The 24,867-nt window shown below is 73.4% G+C and carries 21 protein-coding genes; 7 read left to right on the plus strand and 14 right to left on the minus strand.

Translation table 11 applies throughout. From position 1 onward, the window contains the following. Positions 1–343 precede the first annotated feature (343 nt). The 4 genes from ACZ5WK_RS37570 (at position 344) to paaI (ending at position 4,792) form a co-directional block, all read left to right on the plus strand. A complete protein-coding gene (locus ACZ5WK_RS37570; RefSeq protein WP_465554612.1) occupies positions 344–2,485 on the plus strand; it encodes a bifunctional lysylphosphatidylglycerol flippase/synthetase MprF in 2,142 nt (713 codons plus the stop codon). A gap of 16 nt (positions 2,486–2,501) precedes the next feature. Then, positions 2,502–3,230, plus strand: coding sequence for a hypothetical protein (locus ACZ5WK_RS37575; protein ID WP_465554614.1), 729 nt, complete (start codon positions 2,502–2,504; stop codon positions 3,228–3,230). A gap of 110 nt (positions 3,231–3,340) precedes the next feature. After that, positions 3,341–4,129 (plus strand): class I SAM-dependent methyltransferase, encoded by a 789-nt coding sequence (locus ACZ5WK_RS37580; RefSeq protein WP_465554616.1) that lies wholly within the window; start codon positions 3,341–3,343, stop codon positions 4,127–4,129. A gap of 267 nt (positions 4,130–4,396) precedes the next feature. Then, positions 4,397–4,792 (plus strand): hydroxyphenylacetyl-CoA thioesterase PaaI, encoded by a 396-nt coding sequence (gene paaI, locus ACZ5WK_RS37585; RefSeq protein ID WP_396320565.1) that lies wholly within the window; start codon positions 4,397–4,399, stop codon positions 4,790–4,792. Positions 4,793–4,842: 50 nt separating this feature from the next. Here paaI and ACZ5WK_RS37590 read toward each other — a convergent pair whose 3' ends face one another. The 14 genes from ACZ5WK_RS37590 to ACZ5WK_RS37655 form a co-directional block, all read right to left on the minus strand. Beyond that, positions 4,843–6,096 carry a phenylacetate--CoA ligase family protein gene (locus ACZ5WK_RS37590; RefSeq protein WP_465554618.1) on the minus strand — a complete coding sequence of 418 codons (1,254 nt, stop codon included), beginning with the start codon at positions 6,094–6,096 and terminating at the stop codon, positions 4,843–4,845. 19 nt (positions 6,097–6,115) lie between these two features. Then, entirely contained in the window at positions 6,116–6,979 is an 864-nt protein-coding gene (locus tag ACZ5WK_RS37595; RefSeq protein ID WP_465554620.1) for an SDR family NAD(P)-dependent oxidoreductase, read from the minus strand. Then, complete coding sequence (locus ACZ5WK_RS37600; protein ID WP_465554622.1) at positions 6,976–8,268, minus strand: MFS transporter; 1,293 nt, start codon at positions 8,266–8,268, stop codon at positions 6,976–6,978. The genes ACZ5WK_RS37595 and ACZ5WK_RS37600 overlap by 4 nt, the downstream gene beginning before the upstream one ends. Beyond that, entirely contained in the window at positions 8,265–9,506 is a 1,242-nt protein-coding gene (locus ACZ5WK_RS37605) for a phenylacetate--CoA ligase family protein (protein WP_465554624.1), read from the minus strand. Before ACZ5WK_RS37605 ends, ACZ5WK_RS37600 begins: the two co-directional genes overlap by 4 nt. After that, positions 9,503–10,534 carry an ATP-grasp domain-containing protein gene (locus ACZ5WK_RS37610; RefSeq protein ID WP_465554626.1) on the minus strand — a complete coding sequence of 344 codons (1,032 nt, stop codon included), beginning with the start codon at positions 10,532–10,534 and terminating at the stop codon, positions 9,503–9,505. Before ACZ5WK_RS37610 ends, ACZ5WK_RS37605 begins: the two co-directional genes overlap by 4 nt. Continuing rightward, the gene (locus tag ACZ5WK_RS37615; protein ID WP_465554628.1) at positions 10,531–12,024 is read right to left on the minus strand and encodes a KamA family radical SAM protein; all 1,494 of its coding nucleotides are present in this window, start codon (positions 12,022–12,024) and stop codon (positions 10,531–10,533) included. Before ACZ5WK_RS37615 ends, ACZ5WK_RS37610 begins: the two co-directional genes overlap by 4 nt. An 8-nt stretch (positions 12,025–12,032) precedes the next feature. Further along, complete coding sequence (locus tag ACZ5WK_RS37620) at positions 12,033–13,754, minus strand: class I adenylate-forming enzyme family protein (protein ID WP_465554631.1); 1,722 nt, start codon at positions 13,752–13,754, stop codon at positions 12,033–12,035. Positions 13,755–14,061: 307 nt separating this feature from the next. Further along, positions 14,062–15,474 (minus strand): flavin monoamine oxidase family protein, encoded by a 1,413-nt coding sequence (locus ACZ5WK_RS37625; RefSeq protein ID WP_465554633.1) that lies wholly within the window; start codon positions 15,472–15,474, stop codon positions 14,062–14,064. After that, positions 15,471–15,713: a phosphopantetheine-binding protein gene (locus tag ACZ5WK_RS37630; RefSeq protein WP_396320424.1), complete on the minus strand. Its 243-nt coding sequence runs from the start codon at positions 15,711–15,713 to the stop codon at positions 15,471–15,473. Before ACZ5WK_RS37630 ends, ACZ5WK_RS37625 begins: the two co-directional genes overlap by 4 nt. Before the next feature lie 158 nt (positions 15,714–15,871). After that, positions 15,872–17,878 (minus strand): AMP-binding protein, encoded by a 2,007-nt coding sequence (locus tag ACZ5WK_RS37635; RefSeq protein ID WP_465554635.1) that lies wholly within the window; start codon positions 17,876–17,878, stop codon positions 15,872–15,874. Positions 17,879–18,024: 146 nt separating this feature from the next. Continuing rightward, positions 18,025–18,498: a GNAT family N-acetyltransferase gene (locus ACZ5WK_RS37640; protein WP_465554649.1), complete on the minus strand. Its 474-nt coding sequence runs from the start codon at positions 18,496–18,498 to the stop codon at positions 18,025–18,027. 26 nt (positions 18,499–18,524) lie between these two features. Then, positions 18,525–18,944, minus strand: a complete 420-nt coding sequence (locus tag ACZ5WK_RS37645) for an arsenate reductase ArsC (protein WP_465554637.1) — start codon at positions 18,942–18,944, stop codon at positions 18,525–18,527. A 44-nt stretch (positions 18,945–18,988) separates the two neighbouring features. Beyond that, a complete protein-coding gene (locus ACZ5WK_RS37650) occupies positions 18,989–19,738 on the minus strand; it encodes an aquaporin (protein ID WP_465554639.1) in 750 nt (249 codons plus the stop codon). After that, positions 19,735–20,127, minus strand: a complete 393-nt coding sequence (locus ACZ5WK_RS37655) for an ArsR/SmtB family transcription factor (protein ID WP_465554641.1) — start codon at positions 20,125–20,127, stop codon at positions 19,735–19,737. The genes ACZ5WK_RS37650 and ACZ5WK_RS37655 overlap by 4 nt, the downstream gene beginning before the upstream one ends. A gap of 89 nt (positions 20,128–20,216) precedes the next feature. On the opposite strand from ACZ5WK_RS37655, the gene ACZ5WK_RS37660 reads away from it, so the two are divergent. The 3 genes from ACZ5WK_RS37660 (at position 20,217) to ACZ5WK_RS37670 (ending at position 24,724) form a co-directional block, all read left to right on the plus strand. Beyond that, a complete protein-coding gene (locus tag ACZ5WK_RS37660; protein ID WP_465554644.1) occupies positions 20,217–20,654 on the plus strand; it encodes an ArsI/CadI family heavy metal resistance metalloenzyme in 438 nt (145 codons plus the stop codon). A 118-nt stretch (positions 20,655–20,772) separates the two neighbouring features. Beyond that, positions 20,773–22,398, plus strand: coding sequence for an alpha/beta hydrolase (locus tag ACZ5WK_RS37665; RefSeq protein ID WP_465554646.1), 1,626 nt, complete (start codon positions 20,773–20,775; stop codon positions 22,396–22,398). A gap of 643 nt (positions 22,399–23,041) precedes the next feature. Next, entirely contained in the window at positions 23,042–24,724 is a 1,683-nt protein-coding gene (locus ACZ5WK_RS37670; RefSeq protein WP_465554648.1) for a S53 family peptidase, read from the plus strand. Positions 24,725–24,867 lie beyond the last annotated feature (143 nt).

The following is a 24,867-nucleotide window of genomic DNA, read 5'->3' on the forward strand; positions in this document are numbered from 1 at the left end:
CGGTATGCATCGTGGTGCACCTGAGGGGATGGAAAGCTCCCGCACAGCACCCGCAAGGCCGTGGGTGAGTTGGAGCGCCTCGCGCTGTTCCGCTGTTCCGCTGTCCGGGTCTACGCTGAGGCTACCGATCGGTAGCGCGTCACAGGTTAAGCCGTGATGACGCGCACATGTCAAGAACCGGGGGCACATGACTCCTTTTCGTCCAGCCGTCGTCCCGCGCGAACGGCCCGCTTGGGGCCCGGTCTCCTCGCCCGGCCCCGGTCGCCGAATCCGGATACGCTGAGCAAGGAGGCTCCGGGCCCGAGGTGGGGGTGAGATCGGCCACGCCGTGCGGAGGTGCGAGGTGCCGGGAGAATCAGAGCCGCGGTGGCGGCACGACGCCCTGACCGCGGTCACCGCCGCAGTACGGCGCTTACCCTTCACACTCGCCACCGCCGCGGTGATCCTGCTGCTGGGGCTGGCCGTCGGCGGGCTCTGGGACGCGGTGTCCGACCGGTCGTGGTACCCCGACGTCGCGTACGGCCTGCCCTCGTTCGAGACGGGGCGCTGGTGGACCCTGGTCACCGGGCCGCTGTTCTGCGCGACGCCGATCGACTACCTCCCGGTGCTCGTCGGCGTCCTCCTGCTCTGCGGGCTCGCGGAGGCACGGCTCGGGACCCGCTGGACCGCCGCGGTGACGGCCGCCGGCCAGCTCGGCGCCGTCCTCCTGGCCGCCCTGCTGCTGTTCGCCCTGCGGCACACCGCGTGGACCTGGGCGAAGGACCTCGCCGGCACCGTCGACGTCGGCATCTCGGCGGGCGCGCTCTGCGCGGGCGCGGTGGCCTCGGCGGCCCTGGCCTCGCCGTGGCGCCAGCGGCTGCGGCTCGGCCTGATCGCCTACGCCGGCGTCTCACTGCTGTACGTCGGCGGGCTCGACGACCTGGAGCACGCGCTGGCGGTCACCGGCGGGCTGGCGGCGACCCACTGGCTGCGGGTGCCGGGAGCCGCCCGGACCTCCGGCCGGCTCAGCCGCCGGGAGTGGCGGCTGCTGGCCGTGGCCGGCCTGCTCCTGATCGCGGCGATCCTGCTGGTCGTCTGGCTGGCCCCCGGCCGCAGCCCGGTCGGGGAGACCAGGGGGCTGGGCGGACCGGGCTGGCAGGTCCTGCTCTCCCTGGCGCTCATCGGGCTGCTGATCAACGGGCTGCGCCGCGGCCGCCGCACCGCCTGGCGCTGGACGGTGCTGCTCTGCGCGCTGAACGCGCTGCTGGGCCTGTTCGTCGGGGTCGTGTACGTGATCGGCAAGGCCCTCGACGAGCAGGTCACGGTCACGGGTGCCGCGGTGTTCGTCCCCACCTCGGTGGTCTGGACCGCCGAACTGGTCGTGCTGATCGCCGGCCGGGACGCGTTCCGGGCACGGCGCCCCCGCCGCCGGGCCCCCGCGGCCGGCACCCGGCCGCCGGCACCGTCGGCCGACGGGGACCCTCGGACCCGGGCCGCGGACCTGCTGGTGCACCGGGGCGGGGAGAACCTCTCCTGGATGACGACCTGGCCGGACAACTCCTACTTCTTCCCCGACGACGACGGCGGGAGCTACATCGCCTACCGGGCGCACGCGGGCGTCGCGGTCGCGCTGGGCGATCCGGTGGGCGCGGCGGACGACCGGGCCCGGACGATCTCGCGCTTCGCCGAGATGTGCGACCGCACGGGGCTGGTCCCGTGCCTGTTCTCCGCCACCACCCGGGCCGCCGAGGCCACCGACGCGCTGGGCTGGCGGTCCGTCCAGGTCGCCGAGGACACCGTGATCGACCTGCCCGGCCTCGAATTCCGCGGCAAGGCCTGGCAGGACGTGCGCACCGCCCTCAACCGCGCCAAGAAGGACGGCGTCGAGTACCGGCTGGTCTCCCTCGCCGAGCAGCCCCGTCCGGTCCTCTCCCAGGTCCGCGGCATCTCCGAGGAGTGGGTCGGCGACATGGGCCTCCCGGAGATGGGATTCACGCTCGGCGGCGTGGAGGAGGCCATGGATCCGCGGATGCGGGTCGGCCTGGCCATGGAGGGAGAGGAGCGCCTCCACGGCGTGACGTCCTGGATGCCGGTGTTCGGCGCGGACGGGGAGCCACAGGGCTGGACCCTGGACATGATGCGCCGCCGCCGCGACGGCTTCCGGCCGGTGGTCGAGTTCATGATCGCCTCCAGCTGCCTCGCCCTCCGGGAGGACGGCGCGCGCTACCTGTCGCTCTCCGGCGCGCCGCTGGCCCGCACCGGCCCCGCCCACGCACCCACCGTGCTGGACCGGATCCTCGACCAGCTGGGCGCTGCCATGGAGCCGTACTACGGGTTCCGCTCCCTGCACTCCTTCAAGGCGAAGTTCCAGCCGCGCTACGAGCCGATGTTCCTGCTCTACCGCGACGAGGCCGACCTGCCCCGGATCGGCCTGTCCCTGCTGCGCTGCTACATGCCCTCCGCCACGGTGCGCGACCTGCTCCGGGTGCCGGCGCACCACGGCTGACGGGACGGGACCCACCGTGCGGCACACGGAAGTCGACATCAACGTGGTCATCACCATCCCCAACCAGGGCGTCGGTCTCTGGATGGTCGGCGCGTTCATCCTGACCTTCGGCGGCACCCGGGCGGTCACCCGGCTGATCCGGGCGGGCCGTGGGCCGTTCCGCAACGTCGAGGTCGGCGGCACCCACGTGCACCACGAGGTGTACGGCATCCTCGCGATGCTGGTGGCCGGCGCGATCGAGTTCTCGTACCGGCCGGACACTCCCGGGGCGCAGATCCTGGCCGTGCTGTTCGGCGCGGGTGCCGCCCTGACGGTCGACGAGTACGCGCTCTGGCTGCACCTGGAGGACGTCTACTGGGCGAAGGAGGGCCGCAAATCGGTCGATGCGGCGTTCCTGGCGGCGGCGGTCGGCCTGTTGCTGGTCGCCGGGTTCAACCCGTTCTCCGACGTCGGGTCGGGCACGGCCGACCAGCTCGTCTTCGCCGGGGTGCTGCTGGTCAACCTGGCCCTGTGCGTCGGCACGATCCTCAAGGGCAAGACGGCGATGGGCGTGATCGGCCTGCTGGTCCCCCTGGTCGGGCTGGTCGGCGTCCTGCGCCTGGCCAAACCGACGTCCCCCTGGGCACGATGGCGCTACCGTGCGGAGTCGCGCAAGGCCGCACGCGCCCTGCGCCGCTACCCGCCCGACCGCCGGACCCGTCTCGACGCCCTCAAGGACTTCGTCGGCGGCGTACCGCACCGCTGACACCCCGGCACCCGCCCCGCGACACGCGGGCAGGAACGTCCCTGCGCGCCGGAGGCGCCCGGCCTCGGTGCATTGGCCGGGCCAAGCCGGCCGTCGAAAGGGGTTGCCCGGTGGAGACAAGGACTGCGGAGTCGGGTCCGCTGCGGGTGCTGGACGTCAGCGGTGCCGCCTACCGCCGTGCCTTCGAGCTGTTCCTCGCGGGCACCGACGAGAAGCCCCTCACCCACGCCCGGCTGGGCGAGGTCGTTGCCGGCCTGGAGCACCGTCGCGTGCTGCTGGACGTGGGCGCGGGCGAGGGCCGGACCACCGCGTACCTGGGGCGGTACTTCGAGCGCACGGTGGCCGTCGAACCCAGCGCGGCGATGCGCGAGAAGCTCCGCCTGGTGTGCCCCGACGCCCTCGTCCTGCCGGAGCCGATCGACCGGGCGCAGCCGCCCGAGCCGGCGGACCTCGTCCACCTCTCGCACGTGCTGTACTACGTCCCGGAGGAGGACTGGCCGCGCACGGTCGGCCGGATCCTGGACTGGACGGCGCCCGGCGGCACCCTGCTGGTCATGCTCCAGAACCCGGAGAGCCCGTGCATGCGGATGGCCGCGCACTTCACCGGCGCCCGCTACGACCTGCGGCCGCTGGCCGATCACCTGCGCGAGCAGGAGCCGGCGCAGGAGCACGCGCTGGAGACGCTCGACCTCCGGTACCGCACCGACCGCCTGGAGAAGGCGGTGGACGTCGCCGAGTTCATGGTGAACGTGGCCGACCTGGCCGCCATGGACCCGCTGCCGGACCGTGCCGAGCTGACCGCCTACGTCCGGCAGCACTTCGCCCGACCGGACGGCACGTACGTCATCGGCCACACCCAGGACATGCTGACCGTCCGGCGGGCCCGGCCGACCCGGTGAGCAGGCCCGGTGACGCAGGCCCGGTGACGCAGCGCCAGTGACGCGGGCTCCGGCACCGCAGATTCCGTTCGGCGGGACCGCAGCGGCCGCCGGCAGGGATTCCGTTCACCCGGTGGACCGTTGACAGCCCGTCGCGGGGCTCGGTGTAATGCGGGTGCAATACGGAGGCAGGTCGGACCGGCCGTTTCGGGCTGTTCCCGGGGGAAAGCAGGAATCATGGGCGCGGACACCACGGAAGCAGTGGAATTCGCCGGGAGGAATGCGCGGATGGCCGCGCTGTACGAGCGCGACGAGGCCTGCCAGGGGCTGGGCATCGCGCTCGACGAGGTGTCCTCCGGGCGGGCGCGGATGCGTATGACGGTGGCTCCGACCATGGTGAACGGCCACGGCATCGCGCACGGCGGCTACCTCTTCCTGCTCGCCGACGCGGCGTTCTCCTACGCCTGCAACAGCTACGGCCCGGTGACGGTGGCCCAGGCCGCGCAGGTCACCTTCCTGGCCCCGGCGGCGGTCGGGGACGAACTGACCGCCGAGGCCGTGGAACGCGTCCGGTCCGGGCGGAGCGGGATATACGACGTGACGGTGCGGAACTCCGCGGAACAGGTGATCGCGGAGTTCCGCGGGCAGAGCGTGATGCTCGCCGGGAAACCGCACGCCGGCTGACCGGGCGCGGGGGCGACCCCCGCCCGGCCACCGGGGCGCGGCGCGCCGGATCAGGCCGGCGGACGCTCGTCCACGACCTGCTGGAGCTTGCCGGTGCGCGGGTTGGTGATCAGCCCGGAGCGCGGCACCCACTCGACGGTGAGGTGGTGGACCGCGCCGGCCGCCACCTCGTCGGGGTACAGCGGCCGGGCCCGGTACACCGCCTCGACCAGTCGTTCGCCCAGGCCCGGCGGGGGCTCCTCGGTGCAGCCGAGCCGCAGGATCAGGCCGTCCTTGCCGTCCCAGCGCCGCTGGACCAGCTGCATGCCGGAGATGACCTGGTCCGGGTCGTTGGCGACCAGGACGGCGCGGATCTCCTCGGTCGGCATCGCCACCGTGCCGACCCGGGCGCCCTCGGTGGACCGGCCGACCAGGCGGAACCGCCCGCGCTCGACGTCGACCCACTCGGCGCGGTCGCCGGTCGGGTAGCGCAGGATCGGCATCAGGGTGCGGAACAGGTTGGTGACCACCACCCGGCCGGGCACCCCGGGGGCGGTGACCGGCTCGCCGGTCACGTCGTCGACCAGCTCCACCACGGTGCGGTTCGGGAACGCCTCGTGCACCCGGACGTCGTCGCCCGGCACCGGCGCGCCGACCAGCCCGGCGTCCACCGAGGCGTAGCCGATCGAGGCGACGGCCGCCTTGGGGAAGGCGCGGGAGAGGATCGGCCGCAGGTCGGCGAAGAGCAGGTCGCCGCCGAAGAGCAGCAGTTCGATGCGCTCGGCGGTCTTCCCGTGCCTGACCAGGTACTCGGCGACCGAGCTGAGCTTCATCGGCTCGCCGGCCAGCACGTCGACGCCGAAGTCCTCGATCAGGGCGGCCACATAGGCGTCGGGGGCGGCGCCGACCGGCAGCCGGACGTTGTCCACCGGCGCGTGGTGCAGGGCGTTCTCGATGTAGAGGAAGCCGCCGTAGAGCTCGCCGGCGCAGAACAGGTTCGCCACCCGGTGCCCGGGCCTGAGACCGGCCTGCACCAGGCCCGCGCCGAAGGCGGTCACCGAGTCGGCGTGCTCGGTGCGCGACCAGGGCGAGAACTTCGGGACGCCGGTGGTACCGCCGGTCTTGTAGACGCCGGCGTCCGACAGCGGTCCGGTGAGCAGCCGGTTGTCCGGCCAGGAGTTGGCGGCCCAGAAGGCGGTCTGCTCGATGACGGGGAGCCGGTCGAGGTGCTCGACGCGGGCCGGGAGGCCCTGGTAGAGCTCGGCATAGAAGGGGGAGTTGCGCCGGGCGAAGTCGATCAGCTCCGGCAGCGGTTTGGCGGGCACGAACACTCCTGACGGTTGGTCAGCTGGGGTCGGGGCGGCCGATCCAGGTACGGGCGAGGGTCTGGACGGCGGCGCCGTCCGGGTCGGCGAGCTTCTGTTCCAGGTACGCGGCGGCCCAGGCGTTGGTGGGCACGCGGAAGGCGGGCCGTTCGGCGCGCAGGGTCCGGACGACCACCTCGGCGACCTCCCGGGCGGGTTGCCCGGCGGCCTCCCAGCCCTGGCCGCCGACCCAGGCCAGGTAGTCGGCGAAGGTGGGCGCGTACGGGCCGGAGGCGGCCTCGATGGTCGTGCGGTTGATGTCGGGGAAGACCCCGAACCCGGTGTCCGGCACGAAGCCGGGGACGACGACGCATACCCGGACGCCGTGTGCGCCGGCGACCGGGGCGAGGCTCTCCATGAACCCCTCGACGGCGAACTTGGCCGCGCAGTAGGCCTCGTTGAAGGGCTGGCCGACCACGCCATGCACGCTGCCGACGGTGAGCAGCCGGCCGGCCGAGGCGCGCAGCAGCGGCATCGCGGCGCGGCTGACGGCGATGACGCCGAAGAAGTTCACCTCCAGGTTGGCCCGCAGCGCCGCCGTCGTGGACATCTCCAGCGTCGGATCGCAGTTGGAGATGCCGGCGTTGTTGACCACCGCGTCCAGCCGTCCGTAGGTCTCGGCCACGCCGTCCACGCAGGCGGTCACGGAGTCGGCGTCGGTGACGTCGAGCCGGCGGACGTCCAGGGTCACGCCGGCCCGCTCGGCCGCCTCGGTGAGCGCCCGCCCACGGGCCGGGTCGCGCAGCGTGGCCACCGTGGTGAACCCGGCCCGGGCGGCCGCGACGGCGGTGGCCAGGCCGATCCCGGAGGAGGTGCCGGTGATCAGGACGACGCGCCCGCTCACCGCGCGGTCTCCGTCAACTCCGGCGCCGTGTCGGAGGGTTCCCTCTGCTCACGGGCGGCCGCGTCGAGCCGGGCCTGGATGCCGAGCGCGGGCAGGAAGGAGCAGGCCGCCAGCAGGGTGCCGCCGACCATGGTCCAGCGCGCGGCGTCCCGGATGCCCAGGGGTCCGGTGAGCAGCGAGACAGCGAGACCGCCGGCGAGCGCGGCCAGCGGGATCACGCCCCAGGTGACGGTGCGGAACGCCGCGTGCATCACGCCCTGGTGCTCGGCGGACATCCGGGACTGCCGGGTGGGCGCGCTGCACACGTTGATGCAGGACATGAAGAAGCCGTAGCAGCCCATGGTCACGGCGATCACCGGCCCGGCCGGCAGTGCGGGCGCGGCCAGGACGCCGAGCCCGACCAGGCAGTGCAGCAGCAGCGACCAGGCGAGCGTGCGGCCCAGGCCGAACCGTTCGCTGATCCGCGGGGCGACCACGGCGCCGGCCAGCGCGCCCACGGCGCCGACCGACATGGCCGCGCCGAGGACGCCGACCGAGACGTCCAGACCGCGGTAGGCGAGGACCGGCAGCACGGTGACGAAGACCGGGCCGCCGGAGTTGAGCGTGACGGCCGCCAGCACCACCCGGCGCAGCACCGGGTCGGCCCAGTTCATCCGGAAGCCGGCGGTCAGCCGCTCCCAGACCGTGCCCTCGACCACGGTGCGCCCGCCCCACGGCTTCATGGACCGGAAGCAGGCGGCGGAGACCAGGTAGCTGGCCGCGTCCACCAGCAGCGCGGCCACGCCGAGCGCGCCGTACAGGCCCGCCGCGATCGAGGGGCCGGCCACCTCGGCGACCGAGCCGCTGCCCTCCAGCCGGGAGTAGGCGCGGACCATCTGGTCCTCCTTCACCACGGCGGGGACGGCGATCAGATAGCCGACGTTGAAGAAGATGGTCGCGCCGCTGATCATCGCGACGCAGCCGAACAGCAGCGGGGTGGAGAGGAAGTCCAGCCAGTAGGCCAGCGGGATGACCGCGACGGCGGCCAGCCGGACCAGGTCGCAGACCAGCATCGTCCAGCGCTTGTTCCAGCGGTCGACCAGCACGCCGGCCACCGGCCCGAGCAGCGGGATGCCCAGGTACTGGGCCATCGCCACCACACCGACCTGGAGGGCGGAGGCGTGCAGGACGAAGATCATCAGGGTGGGCACGACGAAGACGGTGATCCGGTCGCCGACCACGCTGACCGTCTGGCCGGCCCAGAACAGGTTGAAGCCGCTCCCCAGGTCGGCCGGGCGCCGGGCTTTCACGAGGCGTCCTGGTCGGCCGCGCGGACCACGAAGCCGGCCGTCTTGCCGGTGCGGTCGTTGCTGACCAGCTCGTCGACCGCGCGGACCCGGAGGTTCTCCGGGTCGTGCTGGAACGCGGTGCTCAGCGTGAACGTCGCCGAGAGGAGCTGCGCGCGCAGCCGGTCGGTGTCCACGGCGACGCCCCGGCCGGTGAGCACCAGGACGTCGACGCCGGTGGCCCGGCCGCCGTTCTCGCTGATCACCACCTGCGCCCGGGAGACCCCCGGCTCGCGCTCCGCCCGGGCGACCAGCTCGTCCACGTGCAGGCCGAGGCCGCGCACCTGGACCACGCTGTCCCGGCGGCCCAGCACCCGCATCGCCCGGCCAGGCCGCCCGCACGGGCAGGTGGTCAGCTCGCCCGCGTCGCCGGTGCGGTAGCGCAGCACCGGGTTGAGCATCTCGGGGTTGAGGGTGGTGAAGTCCAGCTCCCCGTCCGGGCCCACGTGCACCAGCTGCTCGGGCAGCGGGTGGAAGGTGTCGGCCGGGCAGTCCGGGGTGTTGGTGGCGACCACCCACGTCTCGGTGGAGCCGAACATGCCCCAGCGGCGGGCCTGCGGCGCGACGGCCGCGATGTCCTCCGCCAGCTGCGGCTGCCAGGCCTCGCCGAGCCAGAGCACCTTGCGCAGGGCCGGCAGCTCGAGCCCGGCGGAGCGGGCGTGGGCGAACCAGAGCCGCAGCACGCTGGGCGTCCCGCCGATGGCGGTGACCCGCCGGTCGGCGAGGAAACCCAGCCAGTCCCCGTACTCCTCCCGGGTGACCGAGCCGAGCGCGATCACCCGGCAGCCCGCCAGGTCGGCCAGCGCGGCGGCGAGGAAGTGCGCGCCCCACATCCGGCCGGCGCCCCAGGCGTTGACGAAGGTGTCGTCGCGGTCGAGCGGCTGCCAGTGCGCGTGCACCCCGGCCATGTAGAAGCCGGTGGGCGCGTAGCCGACCTTGGGGGCGCCGGTGGAGCCACCGCTCTGGAACAGCCACGTGGCGCCCGTCCCGGCGCGCGGCTCCAGGTGGGCGAGGGCCACGTTCAGGTCGTCCTTGAGCAGCGGCGGGAGGGCGGCCAGCTCGTCGAGGGTGCCGATGGTGCCGGGCAGGCCGGCGTAGCGCGGGGCCAGCGCGGGCACCGTCCGCAGCCGCTCCAGAGCCCGGGCGGCGACGGGCAGGTGCGGCTCGGCGGCCCCGGGCGGCAGGGAGAACGTGTCGGTCATCGGGGGTCCGTCCGTGGGGTGGTGGGGGTGCGGTTGGCGAGCCACTTGGCGTGGGCGTCCCGGTAGGCGGTGAACCGGGCGCGGGTGACGGCCCGTTGGAGGGTCCGGTCCGGGTCGGACCAGTCCGGGGCGATCACGCCGTCCGGCTCCAGCTCCGAGAACCAGTACCGCTCTCCGTCGTACAGGAAGTCGACGCAGAAGAACGGGATCGCCAGCTTCTCCGCGAAGTAGGCGGTGGCCTCGGCCAGTTCGGGGGGCACGGGCGGGAACTCCATCGCCCCGCCCCGGCTGGCGTTGGCGACCGGCGAGCCCGGCTCGGGGATCCGCTTCATCACCGCGTACGGCTCGCCGTCGACCACGTAGACCCGGTAGTCGACGGTGCCGTCGCCGAGGTAGGGCTGGGCGATCAGCGTGGTGTCGCCGCCCTGGGCGAGGCTGGCCAGGCCCCGGATGTCCTCCGGGCCGCGGGCCAGGTTGATCCCGCCGCCGCCGCACCAGCCGGCCGGTTTGACGATGGCCGGGTAGGTGAGGTTGCCGAGGGCGACCTCGTACTGGTGCTTGCTGATGTCCCGGCCGGTGCCGATCCGGACCGACGGGATCGGCGGCACCGGGGAGTCGGCGAGGTGCAGCACGGTGGCGAGCTTGTCGTTGCCGATCAGCGACACCTGCGGCGGGAACGGCAGGTAGAAACCGGCCTGTTCGAGCACCGCGTAGAGCGCGTACTGGTTGAAGATGTCCATCGACTGGTACGGCAGCGAGTAGAGCGCGGTGACGAAGAGGGTGTCCTGCGGGGTCACCGGCTCCTCGTCGACGTAGACCAGCGGCCGGGACGGGTCGGTGGCGTCCACGGTGACCGCGTCCGGCGCGTGCCGGCACCAGGTGAGGCCCAGCTCCTCGGCGGTCTCGGCGTAGAGGTCCCAGAAGAAGTGGTGCCAGGTCGCCGTCATCCGGGTGGACTCGCGGTCGGGGAAGATCCAGCACATCCGGCGCAGCGGGCCGGGGTCGTTCGCGAGGCCGGTGGGGTTCACCGTGCTCCTTCCGGGGTGGTCCGTGGGGTCGGCGGGTGTGCGGCGCGCGTAGTGGGGCCGTTGGCTCCGGGGGACCCGGTGGGCGCGGCCGGGCCGGCCCGGCCGGCCAGGTCGGCCCACCAGCGGCGGCCGGCCTCCGGGAGGGTGTCCACCGGGTCGTAGTACGGGTGGCGGCGCCCGAGCCGGTCCTCACCGGTGGGCTCGCGGACCTCCGCCTCGGTGCGGTAGTTCTTGGTCCAGTACGAGATGCCGCGCTCGCGGTCGTACCCGACGGCCTGGTGCACCCAGCGTTTGCCGAGGTCCGGCACGTCGCAGACCAGACGCGGCGTCGCGTAGCCGGGCAGGTAGCCCATGATCGCCTCCTGGAGCCGCTGCGCCTCGTGCACGCTGGTGCGCCAGTGCTCGGCGTTGGGGATCATGTCGCAGAGGTAGAAGTAGTAGGGCAGGATGTTCGCCTCCCCCTGGAGGGCGAAGCAGAGGTCGAGCAGGTCCTCGGGGGTGGCGTTGACGCCGCGCATCAGCACGCCCTGGTTGCGGACGTCCCGCACGCCCGCGTCCAGCAGCGCCCGGGCCGCCTCGGCGACCAGCGGGGTCACCGACCGGACGTGGTTGGCGTGCGTGTGCACGGCGAGGTTGACGGCGCGCCGGGCGGCCAGCGCGGCCACCCGGTGCACGCCGTCGAGGATCTGCGGCTGCAGCCAGTGCTGCGGCAGGCCGACCACCGCCTTGCTGGCCAGCCGGATGTCCCGGACCGACTCCAGCTCCAGCAGCCGTAGCAGGAACGACTCCAGTTGCGGCCAGGGCACGTTGGCGAGGTCGCCGCCGGAGACCACCACGTCGCGCACGGCCGGGGTGCGCTTGAGGTAGTCGAGCATCTGCTCCTGGCGGTGGGCCGGCCGGAGCACCAGCCTGGCCTTGGTGACCTGGGGCGTGGAGGTTCCGACCAGGTCCATCCGGGTGCAGTGGCCGCAGTACTGCGGGCAGGTGGAGACCAGCTCGGCCAGCACCTTGGTGGGGTAGCGGCGGGTCAGGCCCTCCACCACCCACATCTGTGCCTCGTGCAGCGAGTCGCGTTCGGCCTTCGGGTGGCTGGGCCACCGCGGGTGCCGGTCGGCGTGCACCGGCAGCATGTAGCGGCGGACCGGGTCGGCCAGGAAGGCCTCGGTGAAGGCGTGCGGCTCGGTCGGGGCCTGCGCCGCCATGGTGTTCAGCATCTGCGGCGGCAGCAGGATCGGCATGGTCGCGAACTCGGCCTGGTCGGCGGCGAGTTGCTCATAGAAGGCGTCGGTGAGCAGCTCGCCGGCGACGGCCCGCAGCTGCCGGGCGTTCTTGACGCAGTGCGCCCGCTGCCACTGGGCGTCGCGCCACTGGGCCTCGGTCACGTCGCGCCAGCCCGGCAGCCGGCGCCAGTCCGGCTCGACCGGCGTCGTCCGGACGTACTGGTACGGCTGCTGCGGCGGGGTGCGCACCGGGGGTTCGGGGCGGTCCATCCGGGCGGCTACTGGCCGGTGAAGAGGGTGGCGAAGCGGGTGCGCAGCTCGCGCTTGAGCACCTTGCCGGTGGGCCCGAGCGGGAACTCCTCCGCGGTGCGGGCGATGCGGACGGCGGCGAGCGCGACCAGACCGGCCCCGGCCAGCGCCTTGTTGGCGGCCTCCAGGACGTCCTCGGCCCGCGCGTCCTCGGCCTGCGCCTGCAACTGGACCACCGCGACGGGCCGTTGGCCCTCGCCGGCCGTGCCCGGCACACCGATCACGGAGCAGTCCCGCACCAGCTCGGCGCAGTCGGCGAGCAGCACCTCCTCGATCGGCAGGCTGTAGACCGGCCCGGCCGCGGTGTCGATGACGTCCACCGTGCGGTCGAGGTGGTAGAACCGGCCCTCGGCGTCGCGGCGGGCGACGTCCCCGGTCAGCCAGTAGCCGGCCAGCTCGAAGCTACCGGTGAGGCGGGCGTTGTTCCAGTAGCCCGGTGTGCGGGACGGCGTGTCCACCGCGAGCAGCCCGACCGCGCCGTCCGGGACCTCCTCGCCGTCCTGGTCCAGCACGGCCGCCCGGCGGACCACCTCCAGCGGCTTGCCGACACAGCGGTCGTCCCGGACGGTCTCCGGCGTGGTCACCTGGCCGAACAGCGCCATGCCCATCTCGGAGGAGCCCAGCCCGTCGACGAACTGCGAGCCGGGGAGGGCAGGTTGCCCTGCCTTCTCGCTCGGCAGCAGCCACGGCCGGATCAGCCCGGCCGGGCGCTCGCCCAGCCGGACCAGCCGGCGGATGTGCCCGTAGTGCGCGCTGTCACCGGTGTTGAACCAGGAGTGCACCTTGGCGGCGCCCTTCACCGGCAGCTCCCCGGTGGCGAGTTCGACGAAGGTGCGCGGGAACGAGGCCACCATGGTCGGCTCGAACGCCTCCATCACCGGCTCGACGACCGAGCGCCGCCAGTCGGCCATGACCACCGTCGGCAGGCCGAGCAGCGTCGCGGTGAGGAAGTAGCTCAGGCCGCCCGCGTGGGTGTGGGGCATCAGCGACATCAGCCGGTCGTACGGCTCCGCCGGGAACCGCAGCATGCGCGGCTGCTTGCCGTCCCAGAACTGGCGGTGCGCCAGCATCGTCGACTTGGGCGTGCCGGTGGTACCGGAGGAGTGGATCAGCGCGACCACGTCGTCCGCCGCGTGCCGGTACGGGTACACCGCCGGGAGCCCGCCGGAGGCGTCCGCGTCGAAGGCCTGCACCTCGGCGGCGAGCGCGAGGAACCGGGGCCGGCGCTGCGGGTCCTGGCGGTAGGCGGCGGCCAGGCGGGTGGTGTCGTCCGCGACCACGCCGACCACGCCCACGTGGTTGAGGTAGCGGACCATCACGTCGTGCCGCATCGCGTCGTTGACCAGGGCCGGGACGGCGCCCAGCGCGCTCAGCGCGAGGAAGTGCAGCAGCGGCTCCAGCCCCTCGCCGATCACCACGGCCACCGGCTCGCCGGGGCGCACGCCGTTGGCGTGGTACCAGGCGGCGTACCGGTCGCGCAGGGCGGCGAGGTCGAGCAGGCTGTGGCCGCGCAGCACGACGGCGCCGCGGTGGTCGGTGTGGTGGCTGTAGGCGAACGGGACGGCGCGGTGGGGGTTCACCGCGATGGCGTGGTCGAGGAAGTTGCCGGCGCCGAGGTCGGGCTCGGTCATCAGCCGCTCGCGGGCGGCGAGGGGCGCGACGGGACTCTGGTGGGAACTCTGGTCGCTCATGGCGTCTCCTGGGGGGTGGCCCGTGGCCGGGTTCTCGTGGAACGGGCGGACGGGCTTGGTGGTGTGGGAGATCTGGTGCTCGGCGGACGGGTTCGTGCGGTGGTGGTGCCGGACTGCTGCTCCGCCGTCCTTGCCCGGACGTACGGTGGTGCGGCGCGGGGCGGTCGAGCGGAACGGCCACCGGGCCGGGCCGTGATCGGGCCGGGGGTGCTCGGGCCGCGGATGCTCGGGCCGCGGGCTGCGACCCGGCCCGCGGTGATCGGGCCTCGGGCAGTGACCGGCCCGCGGTGATCGGTCGGCGAGGTGCTCAGGCCTGGGAGTCGAGGATCTCCGCGACCACGCGGCGCCCGGAGCGGACCGCACCCTCCAGCAGCCCGAAGTACTCGGTGCTGGTCTCGGTGCCGGCCCAGTGCACCCGGCCGTGCGGGGCGGTCAGCGCCGGCCCGAGCCGCAGCCAGTCACCGGGCCCGAGGAGGGCCGCATAACACCCCATGCTGTACGGCTCGTTGACCCAGTCGGTGACGTGGAAGCCGATCGGATCGGGGAGCATCGGGAAGAGCCGGGCGGCCTGCGCGACCGCCGCGGCGCGCTGCTCCGCCCCGTCCAGGGCGGCGAACCGGTGCGCCTCGGCGCCGGTGACGAAGCCGGTCAGTACGCCGGTCGGTGCTCCGGCCGGCGAGTCGTCGACCGTCGAGAGCAGCGGGCCCTCGGCGTTGACCGACCAGCCGGAGAGCCCGTGCTCGCGCCAGAGCGGCGTCGGGTAGACCAGGTGGACCTTCACCGCACAGCCGCGTCCGGTCCGTTCGCCGGAGCGGGGCGCGGCCGGCGCGGGGTGCTGTTCGAGCGCGTCGGCGAGCAGCGGCGGCAGCGCGACCACCGCGACGTCCGCCCGGTACTCGCCCCGCGCCGTACGGACGGTGACACCGTCCTCGACCTGGCGGACCGTCAGGGCCGGCTCGCCGAGCCGCAGCCGCCCGCGGGGCGAGGAGACCAGCCGGGCGGCCAGCCGTTCGCAGAGCAGGTGCGCGCCGCCGGCCACCCGGTCCTGCTGGGCGCCGCCCTCGAAGGCGTTGAGATACCGCAGACCGCCGCCCGAGCGGAGGTAGAAGGCCATGTGCAGGACGGAGACGTCGGCCGGGTCGGCGGCCATCATCTCGCCCAGGAAGAGCGGGAAGAAGAGCCGGGCGTCCGGGTGGGACAGCTCCCGCTCGGCCCAGTCGGCGGCCGTCAGGGTGTCCAGCCGCTCGGCGTCCGGGGTGAGCCAGGGCGCGTCCGGCCGTACGGCGGCGGTGAGTTCGGCGAGCCGGTCGAAGAGGTCGCCGAGCGCCACGGCGTTGAGCGGCGGGAATCGGCCGTCCCGGGTGGCGTGCCCGCCGCCGGTCCGGTCGCCGGCCCGGTCGCCGCCCGGGTCTCCGCCCCTGTCGCTGCCGAGCGCGAAGCGGCTGGCGCCCAGCATCGTGGTCGGCGTGGTGCCGAGGTCCAGTTCCTTGAGGAGGGCGAGGAGTTCGGTGTGCCGGTCGCCGAGGTAGGCGGCCCCGGCGTCCACCCAGGCGCCGGGGGAAACCTCGATCCCGTGCGTCCGACCGCCGACCCGGTCCCGTGCCTCCAGCACGGTGACCTCGACCCCGCGGGCCGCGAGCCCGGCCGCGGCGGTCAGCCCGGCCGGCCCGGCCCCGACGACGACGGCGGAGGCGACGGTGGCGCGTCTCCGGCCGCTCATCCGGCGGACGCGATCAGCTCGGCCAGGCCGGCCGGGGTCGGCGCGAGCACGAAGTCCTCGAAGGACAGCTCGACCCCGTAGGTGCGGGCGACGGCGCTCAGCACCCGGGTGGCGATGAGGGAGTCGCCGCCGAGGAGGAAGAAGTCCGAGTCCGCCGCGACGTCGGCGCTCTCCAGGACGCGGCGGAAGATCACCGCCACGCCCTCCGCGTCGGCGGACGTGGTGTCAACGCTGGTCATCAGTGCTCTCCTTTGACCTGTGGGTGCGCCCGTGGGGCACCTGGTGGTGGCCTGGCAAGAGGCCCGGCCGGGGCGTGCGGGGGGCGTGCCCCGCCCTCGCCCGTACCGGGCCCCGGCCGGCCGCGTCGGGGCGGGCAGGGGCGAACCCGTCCCGTTGGCTAGTGCTGCGACGGAACCGACGAGACCGCCGGAACCGACGGAACTGCCGGGACCGGGGCGGCTCCGGGTGTCCGGCCGGAGCCCGGTCCGTGCGGCGCGTGGCGGCGGTGCGAGCCGGCCCGGTCGACCTTGCCGCTCGCGGTGAGCACCAGTTCGGGGACGACGGTGATCCGGCTGGGCACGAGATGGCCCGGCACCCGGCCGCGCAGGTAGGCGCGGACGTCGGCGTCGAGCGTGCCGGCCGTGGCGCCGGGACGCGGCACCACGTACGCGACCAGCACCGATCGGCCGGCCACCGTCGCCCCGGTCACGGCGACGGCGGTGACGCCCGGGTGGCCGGCGATCTCCGCCTCGACCTCGGCCGGGTCCACCCGGATGCCCCGGACCTTCAGCTCGCCGTCCAGCCTCCCCCGGTGGGTCAGCACGCCGTCCGGCGCGCGGCTCACCCGGTCGCCGGTGCGGAACCAGCGGACCTCGTCGACGACGGCGAACCGCGCCCCGGTGGCCTCCGGCAGCCCGTGGTACCCGAGCGCCACCGCGGGCCCGCCGACGATCAACTCGTCCTGCTCGCCGATCCGTTCCAGGATGTGCGGGAGCGCCCGGCCGATCGGCACCCGGTCGCCGGCCGCCCACGGCCGCGCCCGCTCGGCCGCCCGCGGCCCGTGCAGGTCGACGGCATGGGTGATCAGCGTGGTCTCGGTGGACCCGTAGGTGTTGAGCAGCCGGATCCGGCCGGTGTCCAGGGCGGCCCAGTCGGCGAGCCGGGCCGGGTTGGCCGCCTCGCCGCCGATCACCACCAGCCGGACGGAGCCGGGGAGCGCCTGCCCTTCCTCGGTGAGGTGGAGCACCAGCTCGTTCCAGAACGCGGTCGGCAGGTCCAGGACGGTGATCCGCTCACGCTCGACCATCCGCAGGAACCGGGGGAACGAGCCGGAGTGCGCCTCGGCGTCGAGGACGAGGGTGGCACCCGCGGTGAGGGTCGGGAGGATCTCCTCGAAGCAGGTGTCCCAGTTCAGCGAGGCGAACTGAAGCACCCGGTCGTCCGGCGTCAGCCCGAACAGCTCGCGCAGGGACGCCACGGCCACGGAGATCGCCCGGCGGGGCGTCACGACGGGTTTCGGCTGCCCGGTCGAACCCGACGTGAACAGGAGATAGGCCGGCTGCTCCGGATCGATCCGGCGCGGCTCGCCCGCCGGCGGCCCGGCCATCGGATCCGCCGAGTCGGGACCGGCTAATCGCGGCAGACCGACCAGCCCCAGGGCCGGCCCGTCCAGGCCCGGCTCCAGGCCCCACCCGTCCAGAAGCGGCCCCGCCAGAAGCGGCACTGCCAGGGCCGGCCCGTCCGGGCCGTACCGGTCGTCAGGGCCGGTGGCGGCGGCCAGTCCGGTGCGGCACCCCACCGCCGTCAGCATCGCCTGCCGGCGCTGTGGCGGGATGGCCGGATCGACCGGGCAGTACGCGCCGCCCGCCGCCAGCACACCGAGCAGCCCGACCACCGTCGCCGGTGTGTGGACCGCCGGCACGGCGACCACGCCCGGAGCGGCACCCAGCCGTTCGGCCAACGCGCCCGCCAACATGCCGAGTTGGCGATAGCTCAGGACGTGTCCGTGGTGGACAATCGCCGGTCGTGCAGAAAATCGGCCCACGGTTTCCGTGAACGCGTCAATCAGGTCGGAAGTGGCCCCGTTGATGTTGCGGTTATTTGTCATGCCCGCCCCAAAGAATGCCGTGCGAGCCCTTGTCGGTGCTCGGCGAGCCGGGACTCTACCTTCGAACATGCGTAGCCACAATGGATGTTGAGGATGATGCTTCAAGGATGTGTGGTTGACATGTGAACGAGGCGAGGTCCAGCAGGGCGGACCCCTGCGACTCCAGCGACTTCGATGAGCAATCACGTGGCGACGGAGAGTGATTTCCGCGCAGGATTTCCCGCCCCATGGTGTGCATACGATTGACCGGCCCGGCATTTCCCGGAACACGGGCGGATCCCATCGCCGCCGCACCATCCCGGAGACCTTGCGTACCGGAACGGTGCCGGAGTTCCCGCGGATCGCGACCGAAGAAAGCGAACCCCCGCACCCACCGGGCGGAAAGGCCGGCGAAATCCCGTGCCGAATCCGCCAGGAGGATGACGGCGAGCCGTAGAGGGTTCTCAGGCGACGGTCGGGCTGCGGCGCTCGACCAGCACGACGTCGCGCCAGCGGCCGTGGTGGCGGCCCAGACGCTCGCGGGTTCCGACCACGCGGAATCCGGCCCTGATGTGCAGGGCGAGGCCGGCGGTGTTCTCCGGGAAGATGCCGGACTGCACGGTCCAGATGCCGGCGGCGTCGGTGGACGCCAGCAGCGCCCGCAGCAGGACCAGGCCGACGCCTCGGCCCCGGACCTCGGGGTGCACGTAGACGGAGTGCTCGACCACCCCGGTGTACGCGCACCGGCCGGAGACCGGCACCACCGCGGCCCAGCCCAGCACCCGGCCGCCACCGTCGACGGCGGCCGGGCGGTGCTCCGGGAGCCGGGCGGCGTCGAACACCTCCCAGCTGGGGGCGGTCGTCTCGAAGGTGGCGTCGCCGCCGTCGATCCCGGCCTGGTAGATCGCCAGGACCTGCTCGGCGTGGGCGGGGAGCATCGCGGCGACGGTCACCGGTGCGCCCGTCACTCGGCGGCCTCGATGCCGAGCTCGGCCAGCAGGGCGCGGATGCGCTGCCCGATCCGGTCGCGGATCGGTCGGACCGCGTCCACGCCCTGGCCCGCCGGATCCTCCAGCTCCCAGTCCAGGTAGCGCTTGCCGGGGAAGTACGGGCAGGCGTCGCCGCAGCCCATGGTGATCACCACGTCGGCCGCCTGCACCGCCTCGCCGGTGAGGACCTTGGGCACCTCGGCGGAGATGTCGATGCCGACCTCGCGCATCGCTTCGACCACGGCCGGGTTCACGGTGTCGGCAGGGGCGGAGCCGGCCGAACGGACCTCGACCCGCTCCCCGCCGAGACGGGCGAGGAAGGCGGCGGCCATCTGGGAGCGGCCGGCGTTGTGCACGCAGACGAACAGCACGGACGGGACGGCGGGAGTACTCACGAGCGGGTCCCTTCAACGGGGGGAGGGCAGGAGGGCGGGCCGGGTCAGCGGCCGGAGGAGGCCGGGTGGTGCTCACCGTGCGGGACGACGACGTCCTCCACAGCGACGAGCACGGGGCGGCCGAACAGCACGGCGACCAGGGCGACACCGACGGCCAGCCCGGCCAGCTGGGCGACGACGAACGGCAGGACCGAGGCGGGGGCGATGCCTGCGAAGGTGTCGGTGAAGGCCCGGCCGACCGTCACGGCCGGGTTGGCGAAGCTGGTGGAGGAGGTGAACCAGTACGCCGCGCCGATGTAGGAGGCGACCGCGACCGGGGCGAAGTGGGCGCGGCCGGTGCGGGCCAGGCCGAAGATCAGCAGGACCAGGCCGGCGGTCGCCACCACCTCGCCCAGCAGGAGGTGCGGGTCCGAGCGGTCGTGGGTGGACCAGCGGACCAGCGGCTCGGCGAACATCGCGTCGGCCAGCACCGCTCCGCCGGCCGCCCCGGCGACCTGCGCCGGGACGTAGGCGGCGGCCTCGCGCAGGCTCGGCCCCTCCCCGCTTCGCCGGCCGGCCCACCAGGCGGCCAGGGTGACGGCGGGGTTGAAGTGAGCGCCGGAGACGGGGCCGAGCAGGGCGATCAGCGCGCCCAGGCCGAACACGGTGGCCAGGGAGTTGGCGAGCAGCTGCACGCCGACGTCCGGGGACAGCCGGGTGGCCTGGATACCGGAGCCGACCACGACGGTGACCAGCGCTCCGGTGCCGACGAACTCGACCGCGGCCCGGCGCCCCAGCGGCGCCGTCCCCGTCATCTCGCCTCCCCGGCGGCCACGGCGGCGCTGCCGGCCGGGGCCTGGAGCAGGGAGGACAGCTTGGCCAGGGCAGCGGGCAGCACCCAGTAGTAGACCCACGTCCCGCGCCGCTCGGAGCCCACCAGACCCGCTTCCCGCAGCACCTTCAGGTGGTGGGAGATGGTCGGCTGGGACACGTCGAACGGGCCGGTCAGGTCGCAGACGCAGGCCTCGCCGCCCTCATGAGAGGCGATCAGTGACAGCAGCCGCAGCCGCACCGGATCGGAGAGTGCCTTGAACGTCTTCGCCAGGTCGACGGCGGCCTCCTCGCCCAGCGGCTCGCGGACCATCGGCGAGCAGCACGCAACGGTGTCGTCCTGCCCCAGGACGACCAGCTCTGATTTCGACATGCGTCTATGTTGACAGCCATCTAAGCGAAGAGGCAAGCTCGCTGTATCGACAGATGTCGAAACAAGACCTCTCGATCAGGGAGACCGCCATGTCCCGCATTCAGCTCGCCCTGCGCGTCGCCGACCTCGAAGGCTCCGTCGCCTTCTACTCCAAGCTGTTCGGCGCCGAGCCCGCCAAGCGCCGCCCCGGCTACGCGAACTTCGCCATCACCGAGCCCCCGCTCAAGCTCGTCCTCATCGAGGGCGAGGCCGGCGCGGACACCCGCCTCGACCACCTCGGCGTCGAGGTCGAGAGCACCGGGCACGTCACCGCCGCCGCCACCCGGCTCAAGGAGTCCGGCCTGGCCACCTTCGAGGAGGCCGACACCTCCTGCTGCTTCGCGCTGCAGGACAAGGTCTGGGTGACCGGCCCCGGCCAGGAGCCCTGGGAGGTCTACGTGGTCAAGGCCGACGCCGACACCCTCGGCAGGAGCGGCGCAGCTCCGGACGCCTGCTGCGGCACCACCGCCTGCGGCACTCCGGCCTGACATGGCGTGGGGTGGCCGGGCCCCGACCCCGGGCACCCCGACTCCCCCGCAGTCACAGCTTGGTAACGTCCCGCCAGCCCCCTGGATGTGCCATTGCACATATCACATTATGCTCCTCATGAGAAAAGCCGTAGCCCTGTTCTCGGCGGCCGCAGCCGTCGTCGCCTTCGGCGGAGCGTCCGCCAGCGCCGCATCCGACACACCCGCCCCCGAGGACGTCGGCCAGGGGAAGCTCGTCTGGAGCTCCTGCAACGACGCCGCCACGCCCGCGCTTCAGTGCGCGATGCTCGACGTGCCGGTGGACTACGCCGACCCGCACGGCCGCAAGATCAAGATCAAGGTGAACCGCCTCCCCGCCACCGCACCCCGGGACAAGCAGCAGGGCCCGATCCTGCTCAACCCCGGCGGCCCCGGGGACTCCGGGCTGTGGATGCCCGCCTACATCTCCGGGCAGATCCCGCAGGACGTCGCCTCGACCTACGACTGGATCGGCTTCGACCCACGCGGCACCAACGGCAGCGATCCCCATGTCGTCTGCGACGCCCACTACTTCGACGGCGAGCGCCCCGACTACCAGCCGAGCCAGGGCACGTCGAAGGCCTGGCTGGCGAAGGCGGCCGGGTACGCCGCCAACTGCGCGGCCGACTGGTCGTGGCTCCTGCCGCACATGACCACCGTCGACAACGCGCGCGACATGGACAGCATCCGGCGGGCTCTCGGCGTCCGCCAGATCAACTTCTACGGCGGATCCTGGGGCACCTCGCTGGGCTCCACGTACGGCCAGCTCTTCCCCTCGCACGTGCGGCGGATGGTGCTGGACAGCATCGTCGGCCCGACCATCAGCTGGTACGACCACAACATCCTTCAGGACAAGGAACACCAGCGCCGCTTCGACGCCTTCGCGGCCTGGACGGCCAAGGCCGACTCCACCTACCACCTGGGCACCGACACCGCCGCGGTCAAGAAGGCCTACGACCAGGTCGAGGCCGCCCTGCGCACCGACCCGGTGGACGCCGCCCCGGCCGCCGGGAAGATCGGCCCGGCCGAGTTCGAGGACACCTTCTACGGCGGCGGCTACAACTTCCTGCGCTGGCCCCGGATGGCCACCGTCCTCTCGGCCTACCTCACCCAGCACGACACCCGGCCGCTGAACATCGCCTACAACCGCTACGCGGCGCCCGGCGGCGACGACGGCGCCTTCCCCGCCTACAACGCGGCGCAGTGCACCGAGAACGCCTGGCCGCGCGACTGGGAGTTCTGGAAGAAGGACCAGGCCAAGGTCAACGCCGTCGCACCCTTCTACACGTACAACAACATGTGGTACAACGCGGCCTGCATGTTCTGGCCCTCCCAGGGCAACCCGGCCGGCCGGACGAAGATCACCGGCAAGGGCCTGCCGCCCGTCCTGCTCTTCCAGGCCACCGAGGACGCCGCCACCCCGTACGAGGGCGGCCTCGCCATGCACGACGCGCTGCCCGGCTCGAAGCTGGTCATCCAGACCGGCGGCAGCTTCCACGAGATCCTCTTCCACGGCAACGCCTGCCTGGACGACACCTTCACCGCCTACCTCCGCGACGGCAGCCTCCCCAAGGGCGGCGGCCGCATCGCCAAGACCTGTGCCCCCGAGCCCGAGCCCGACCCCGTGTACGTGACCCCGCCGCCGGCCCTCACCGGCAAGACCGCCACCGCCGTCACCCCCCTCGCGCCCACCGACCCGGAGGCCGTCCACGGCGTCCTCCGCTGACCGACGGCCACACCCCGCGCGGCCGACGGCGCCCCACCGGCGGCCGCGCGGGGCCGTCCGGGCGGTGGCGGCCAGCGCCGAGCTTCCAAGCGACAGCCGAACCCCGCCGGCGCGAGTCCGAACACCTGTGGAGGTCCCACGTGGAGCGCTGGGGGTCGGCAGCGTGCCAGGAGAAGCTCGGTCCGCCCCGTCGGTTCCGCGCAGCCAGGCGCCGGCCGGCACTCCTTCTGCCCGGGTGAACCGGGAGGGTCCGGCAGGAGAGACGCTCCGCGGGGTCGCCGGGCCATGCCTTCGACGGCCTACGACCGACCCGTACACGCGGGGGGATCCACTGCAGCCCCGGCCGGCCCCGCCTCCATCTGGCGCATGCGTGCCGGCTCCGCCGATGCCCGGTCGATGCTCTCCGCCCCTACCTGGGTCGCCGATGCGCACGCCCGGCGCTTCGGCGCCTACCCGTCCGGCGAGTCGGACGCAGCCGGCGATCGCGTCCGCGCTCCCTTGACTCGGGGCAGGCCCAGGAGGGACGGTGTACGTATACGACATAAATGTGCGCCGTAAAGACCGTCAAGACAGTCGAAGGGTGGCGGCCCCTGTCGCGCCCTTCCCGAGCTCCACGAACTCCGACCCGACCGCTGGAGCGATCATGTCGAGCAGCCACTACGTGGCGCTGCCGGACAGCGCCCGCGTTCCGCTCCGCGGGGCGCGGGCCATCGGACCGGCCGATTCACGTACCCCCCTGACCGTCACCGTCTACCTGCGGCGCGACCCCGACGCGCCGCCCCGGCCCGACGTGTACGAGTTGGCGCTTCAGCCGCCGACCCGCCGCGCCGTCCCCACCGAGGACCAGTACGCCGCGACCCACCGGTGGCTGGACACCGACCTCAAGGCGGTCGAGGCGTTCGCCGCCGAACACCGCCTCACCGTCTCCAACGAGAACCCGCTGGCCCGCAGCATCCAGCTGACCGGCACCACCGAGGATGTCGCGGACGCCTTCCAGGTCACCCTCGCCCGCTACCGCTACCAGGACGCCGACCAGAACCCCCGGACCTACCGTGGCCGCGAGGGCATGATCTGCGTGCCCGCGGAGATGCGCGACATCATCACCGGCGTGTTCGGCCTGGACGACCGGCCGATCGGCTCCCGCCTGCTGATCCGCCGGGCCGCCGACCGGATCCCGGTGGCCCACACCACCCCGGTGATCCAACCGGGCGCCTTCCTCCCGCCCCAGCTCGAGGCACCGTACGCCTACCCCGCCGATACCGACGGGGCCGGCCAGTGCATCGCCGTCCTCGCCTTCAACGGCGAGACGACACCGGGCGTCCCGTCCGGCGGTTACTCACTCGATGCGCTGCGCAACTACTTCGTCAACGTCCTGCACCGGCCCATGCCGGACATCACCAACGTGGTGGTCCCGGGCGTCGGGACACCCGGGAACGAGCCGGGCCAGGACGCCGATTTCGCCACCCCCGACACCACGGGCGAGATCATGCTCGACCTCGCGATCGTCGGCGCGCTCGCACCCAAGGCGAAGATCGTCGTCTACTTCAGCAAGTTCACCGAGCAGGGCTGGGTCGACGTGATCACCCGGATCGTCAACGACACCGTCAACAAGCCCTCGGTGATCTCCTCCAGCTACGGCAACGCCGAGCCGACCCTCGGCAGCCGGTGGACCAACGCGGCGATCTCCCGGGTCGACGCGGCATTCGCCAACGCGGCCGAGAAGAACATCAGCATCTGCTGCGCCTCGGGCGACGACGGCTCCCGCGACCAGGCCTTCGACGAGCGCGCCCACGCCGACTTCCCCGCCTCCAGCCCGCACGTGGTCGGCGTCGGCGGCACCCGCCTGGTGGCGAGCCAGGGGCAGGTCGTCAGCGAGACCGTCTGGGACGACGGCCCGGGCAGCCGGACGGGCGGCGGCATCAGCAAGGTGTTCCCGATGCCGGCGTACCAGGCCGGCGCGGGCGTACCGCCCTCGGTGAACCCGCCCCACGCGCGCGGGCGTGGTGTGCCCGACGTGTCCGCGCTGGCCGATCCCCAGACCGGCGTGGTCATCCCGAGCGTGGACGGCGTGAACTTCACCCAGATCGGCGGCACCAGCGCCGCCGCCCCGATGTGGTCCGCCCTGCTCGCGCGCATCAACCAGGGACTCGGCGCCCAGGTCGGTTTCCTCAACCCGCTGCTGTACGCGAAGTTCGCGTCGGGCGTCCTGCGGGACGTCACGAACGGGAGCAACGGCGCGTTCGCCTCGGGCCCCGGCTGGGACCCGTGCACCGGCTTCGGCAGCCCCGGCGGCCGGCAACTCCTGGACGGCCTCAGGGCCCTTTGAACCCTGTTCCGTCGACACCCGCGGTGGGGGGGGGGGGGGGGGGGGGGGGGGAGGGGGGAGGGAGGGGGGGGGGGGGGGGGGGGGGGGGGGGGTGGGGGGTGCTATGGTGCTGTGGAAAACCGTAAGGCATACCGAAAGACAAC

This window comes from Kitasatospora sp. NPDC032757 (genome assembly GCF_055579305.1).

What these genes read in the sequence shown, in the direction of transcription:
- paaI (WP_396320565.1), top strand. Translation starts at nt 4,397, where the DNA reads ATGGCCGCGCTGTACGAGCGCGACGAGGCCTGCCAGGGGCTGGGCATC.
- ACZ5WK_RS37605 (WP_465554624.1), bottom strand. Translation starts at nt 9,506, where the DNA reads ATGACCGACACGTTCTCCCTGCCGCCCGGGGCCGCCGAGCCGCACCTG.
- ACZ5WK_RS37615 (WP_465554628.1), bottom strand. Translation starts at nt 12,024, where the DNA reads ATGGACCGCCCCGAACCCCCGGTGCGCACCCCGCCGCAGCAGCCGTAC.
- ACZ5WK_RS37620 (WP_465554631.1), bottom strand. Translation starts at nt 13,754, where the DNA reads ATGAGCGACCAGAGTTCCCACCAGAGTCCCGTCGCGCCCCTCGCCGCC.
- ACZ5WK_RS37625 (WP_465554633.1), bottom strand. Translation starts at nt 15,474, where the DNA reads ATGAGCGGCCGGAGACGCGCCACCGTCGCCTCCGCCGTCGTCGTCGGG.
- ACZ5WK_RS37630 (WP_396320424.1), bottom strand. Translation starts at nt 15,713, where the DNA reads ATGACCAGCGTTGACACCACGTCCGCCGACGCGGAGGGCGTGGCGGTG.
- ACZ5WK_RS37635 (WP_465554635.1), bottom strand. Translation starts at nt 17,878, where the DNA reads ATGGTGCGGCGGCGATGGGATCCGCCCGTGTTCCGGGAAATGCCGGGC.
- ACZ5WK_RS37640 (WP_465554649.1), bottom strand. Translation starts at nt 18,498, where the DNA reads ATGCTCCCCGCCCACGCCGAGCAGGTCCTGGCGATCTACCAGGCCGGG.
- ACZ5WK_RS37650 (WP_465554639.1), bottom strand. Translation starts at nt 19,738, where the DNA reads ATGACGGGGACGGCGCCGCTGGGGCGCCGGGCCGCGGTCGAGTTCGTC.
- ACZ5WK_RS37655 (WP_465554641.1), bottom strand. Translation starts at nt 20,127, where the DNA reads ATGTCGAAATCAGAGCTGGTCGTCCTGGGGCAGGACGACACCGTTGCG.
- ACZ5WK_RS37660 (WP_465554644.1), top strand. Translation starts at nt 20,217, where the DNA reads ATGTCCCGCATTCAGCTCGCCCTGCGCGTCGCCGACCTCGAAGGCTCC.
- ACZ5WK_RS37665 (WP_465554646.1), top strand. Translation starts at nt 20,773, where the DNA reads ATGAGAAAAGCCGTAGCCCTGTTCTCGGCGGCCGCAGCCGTCGTCGCC.
- ACZ5WK_RS37670 (WP_465554648.1), top strand. Translation starts at nt 23,042, where the DNA reads ATGTCGAGCAGCCACTACGTGGCGCTGCCGGACAGCGCCCGCGTTCCG.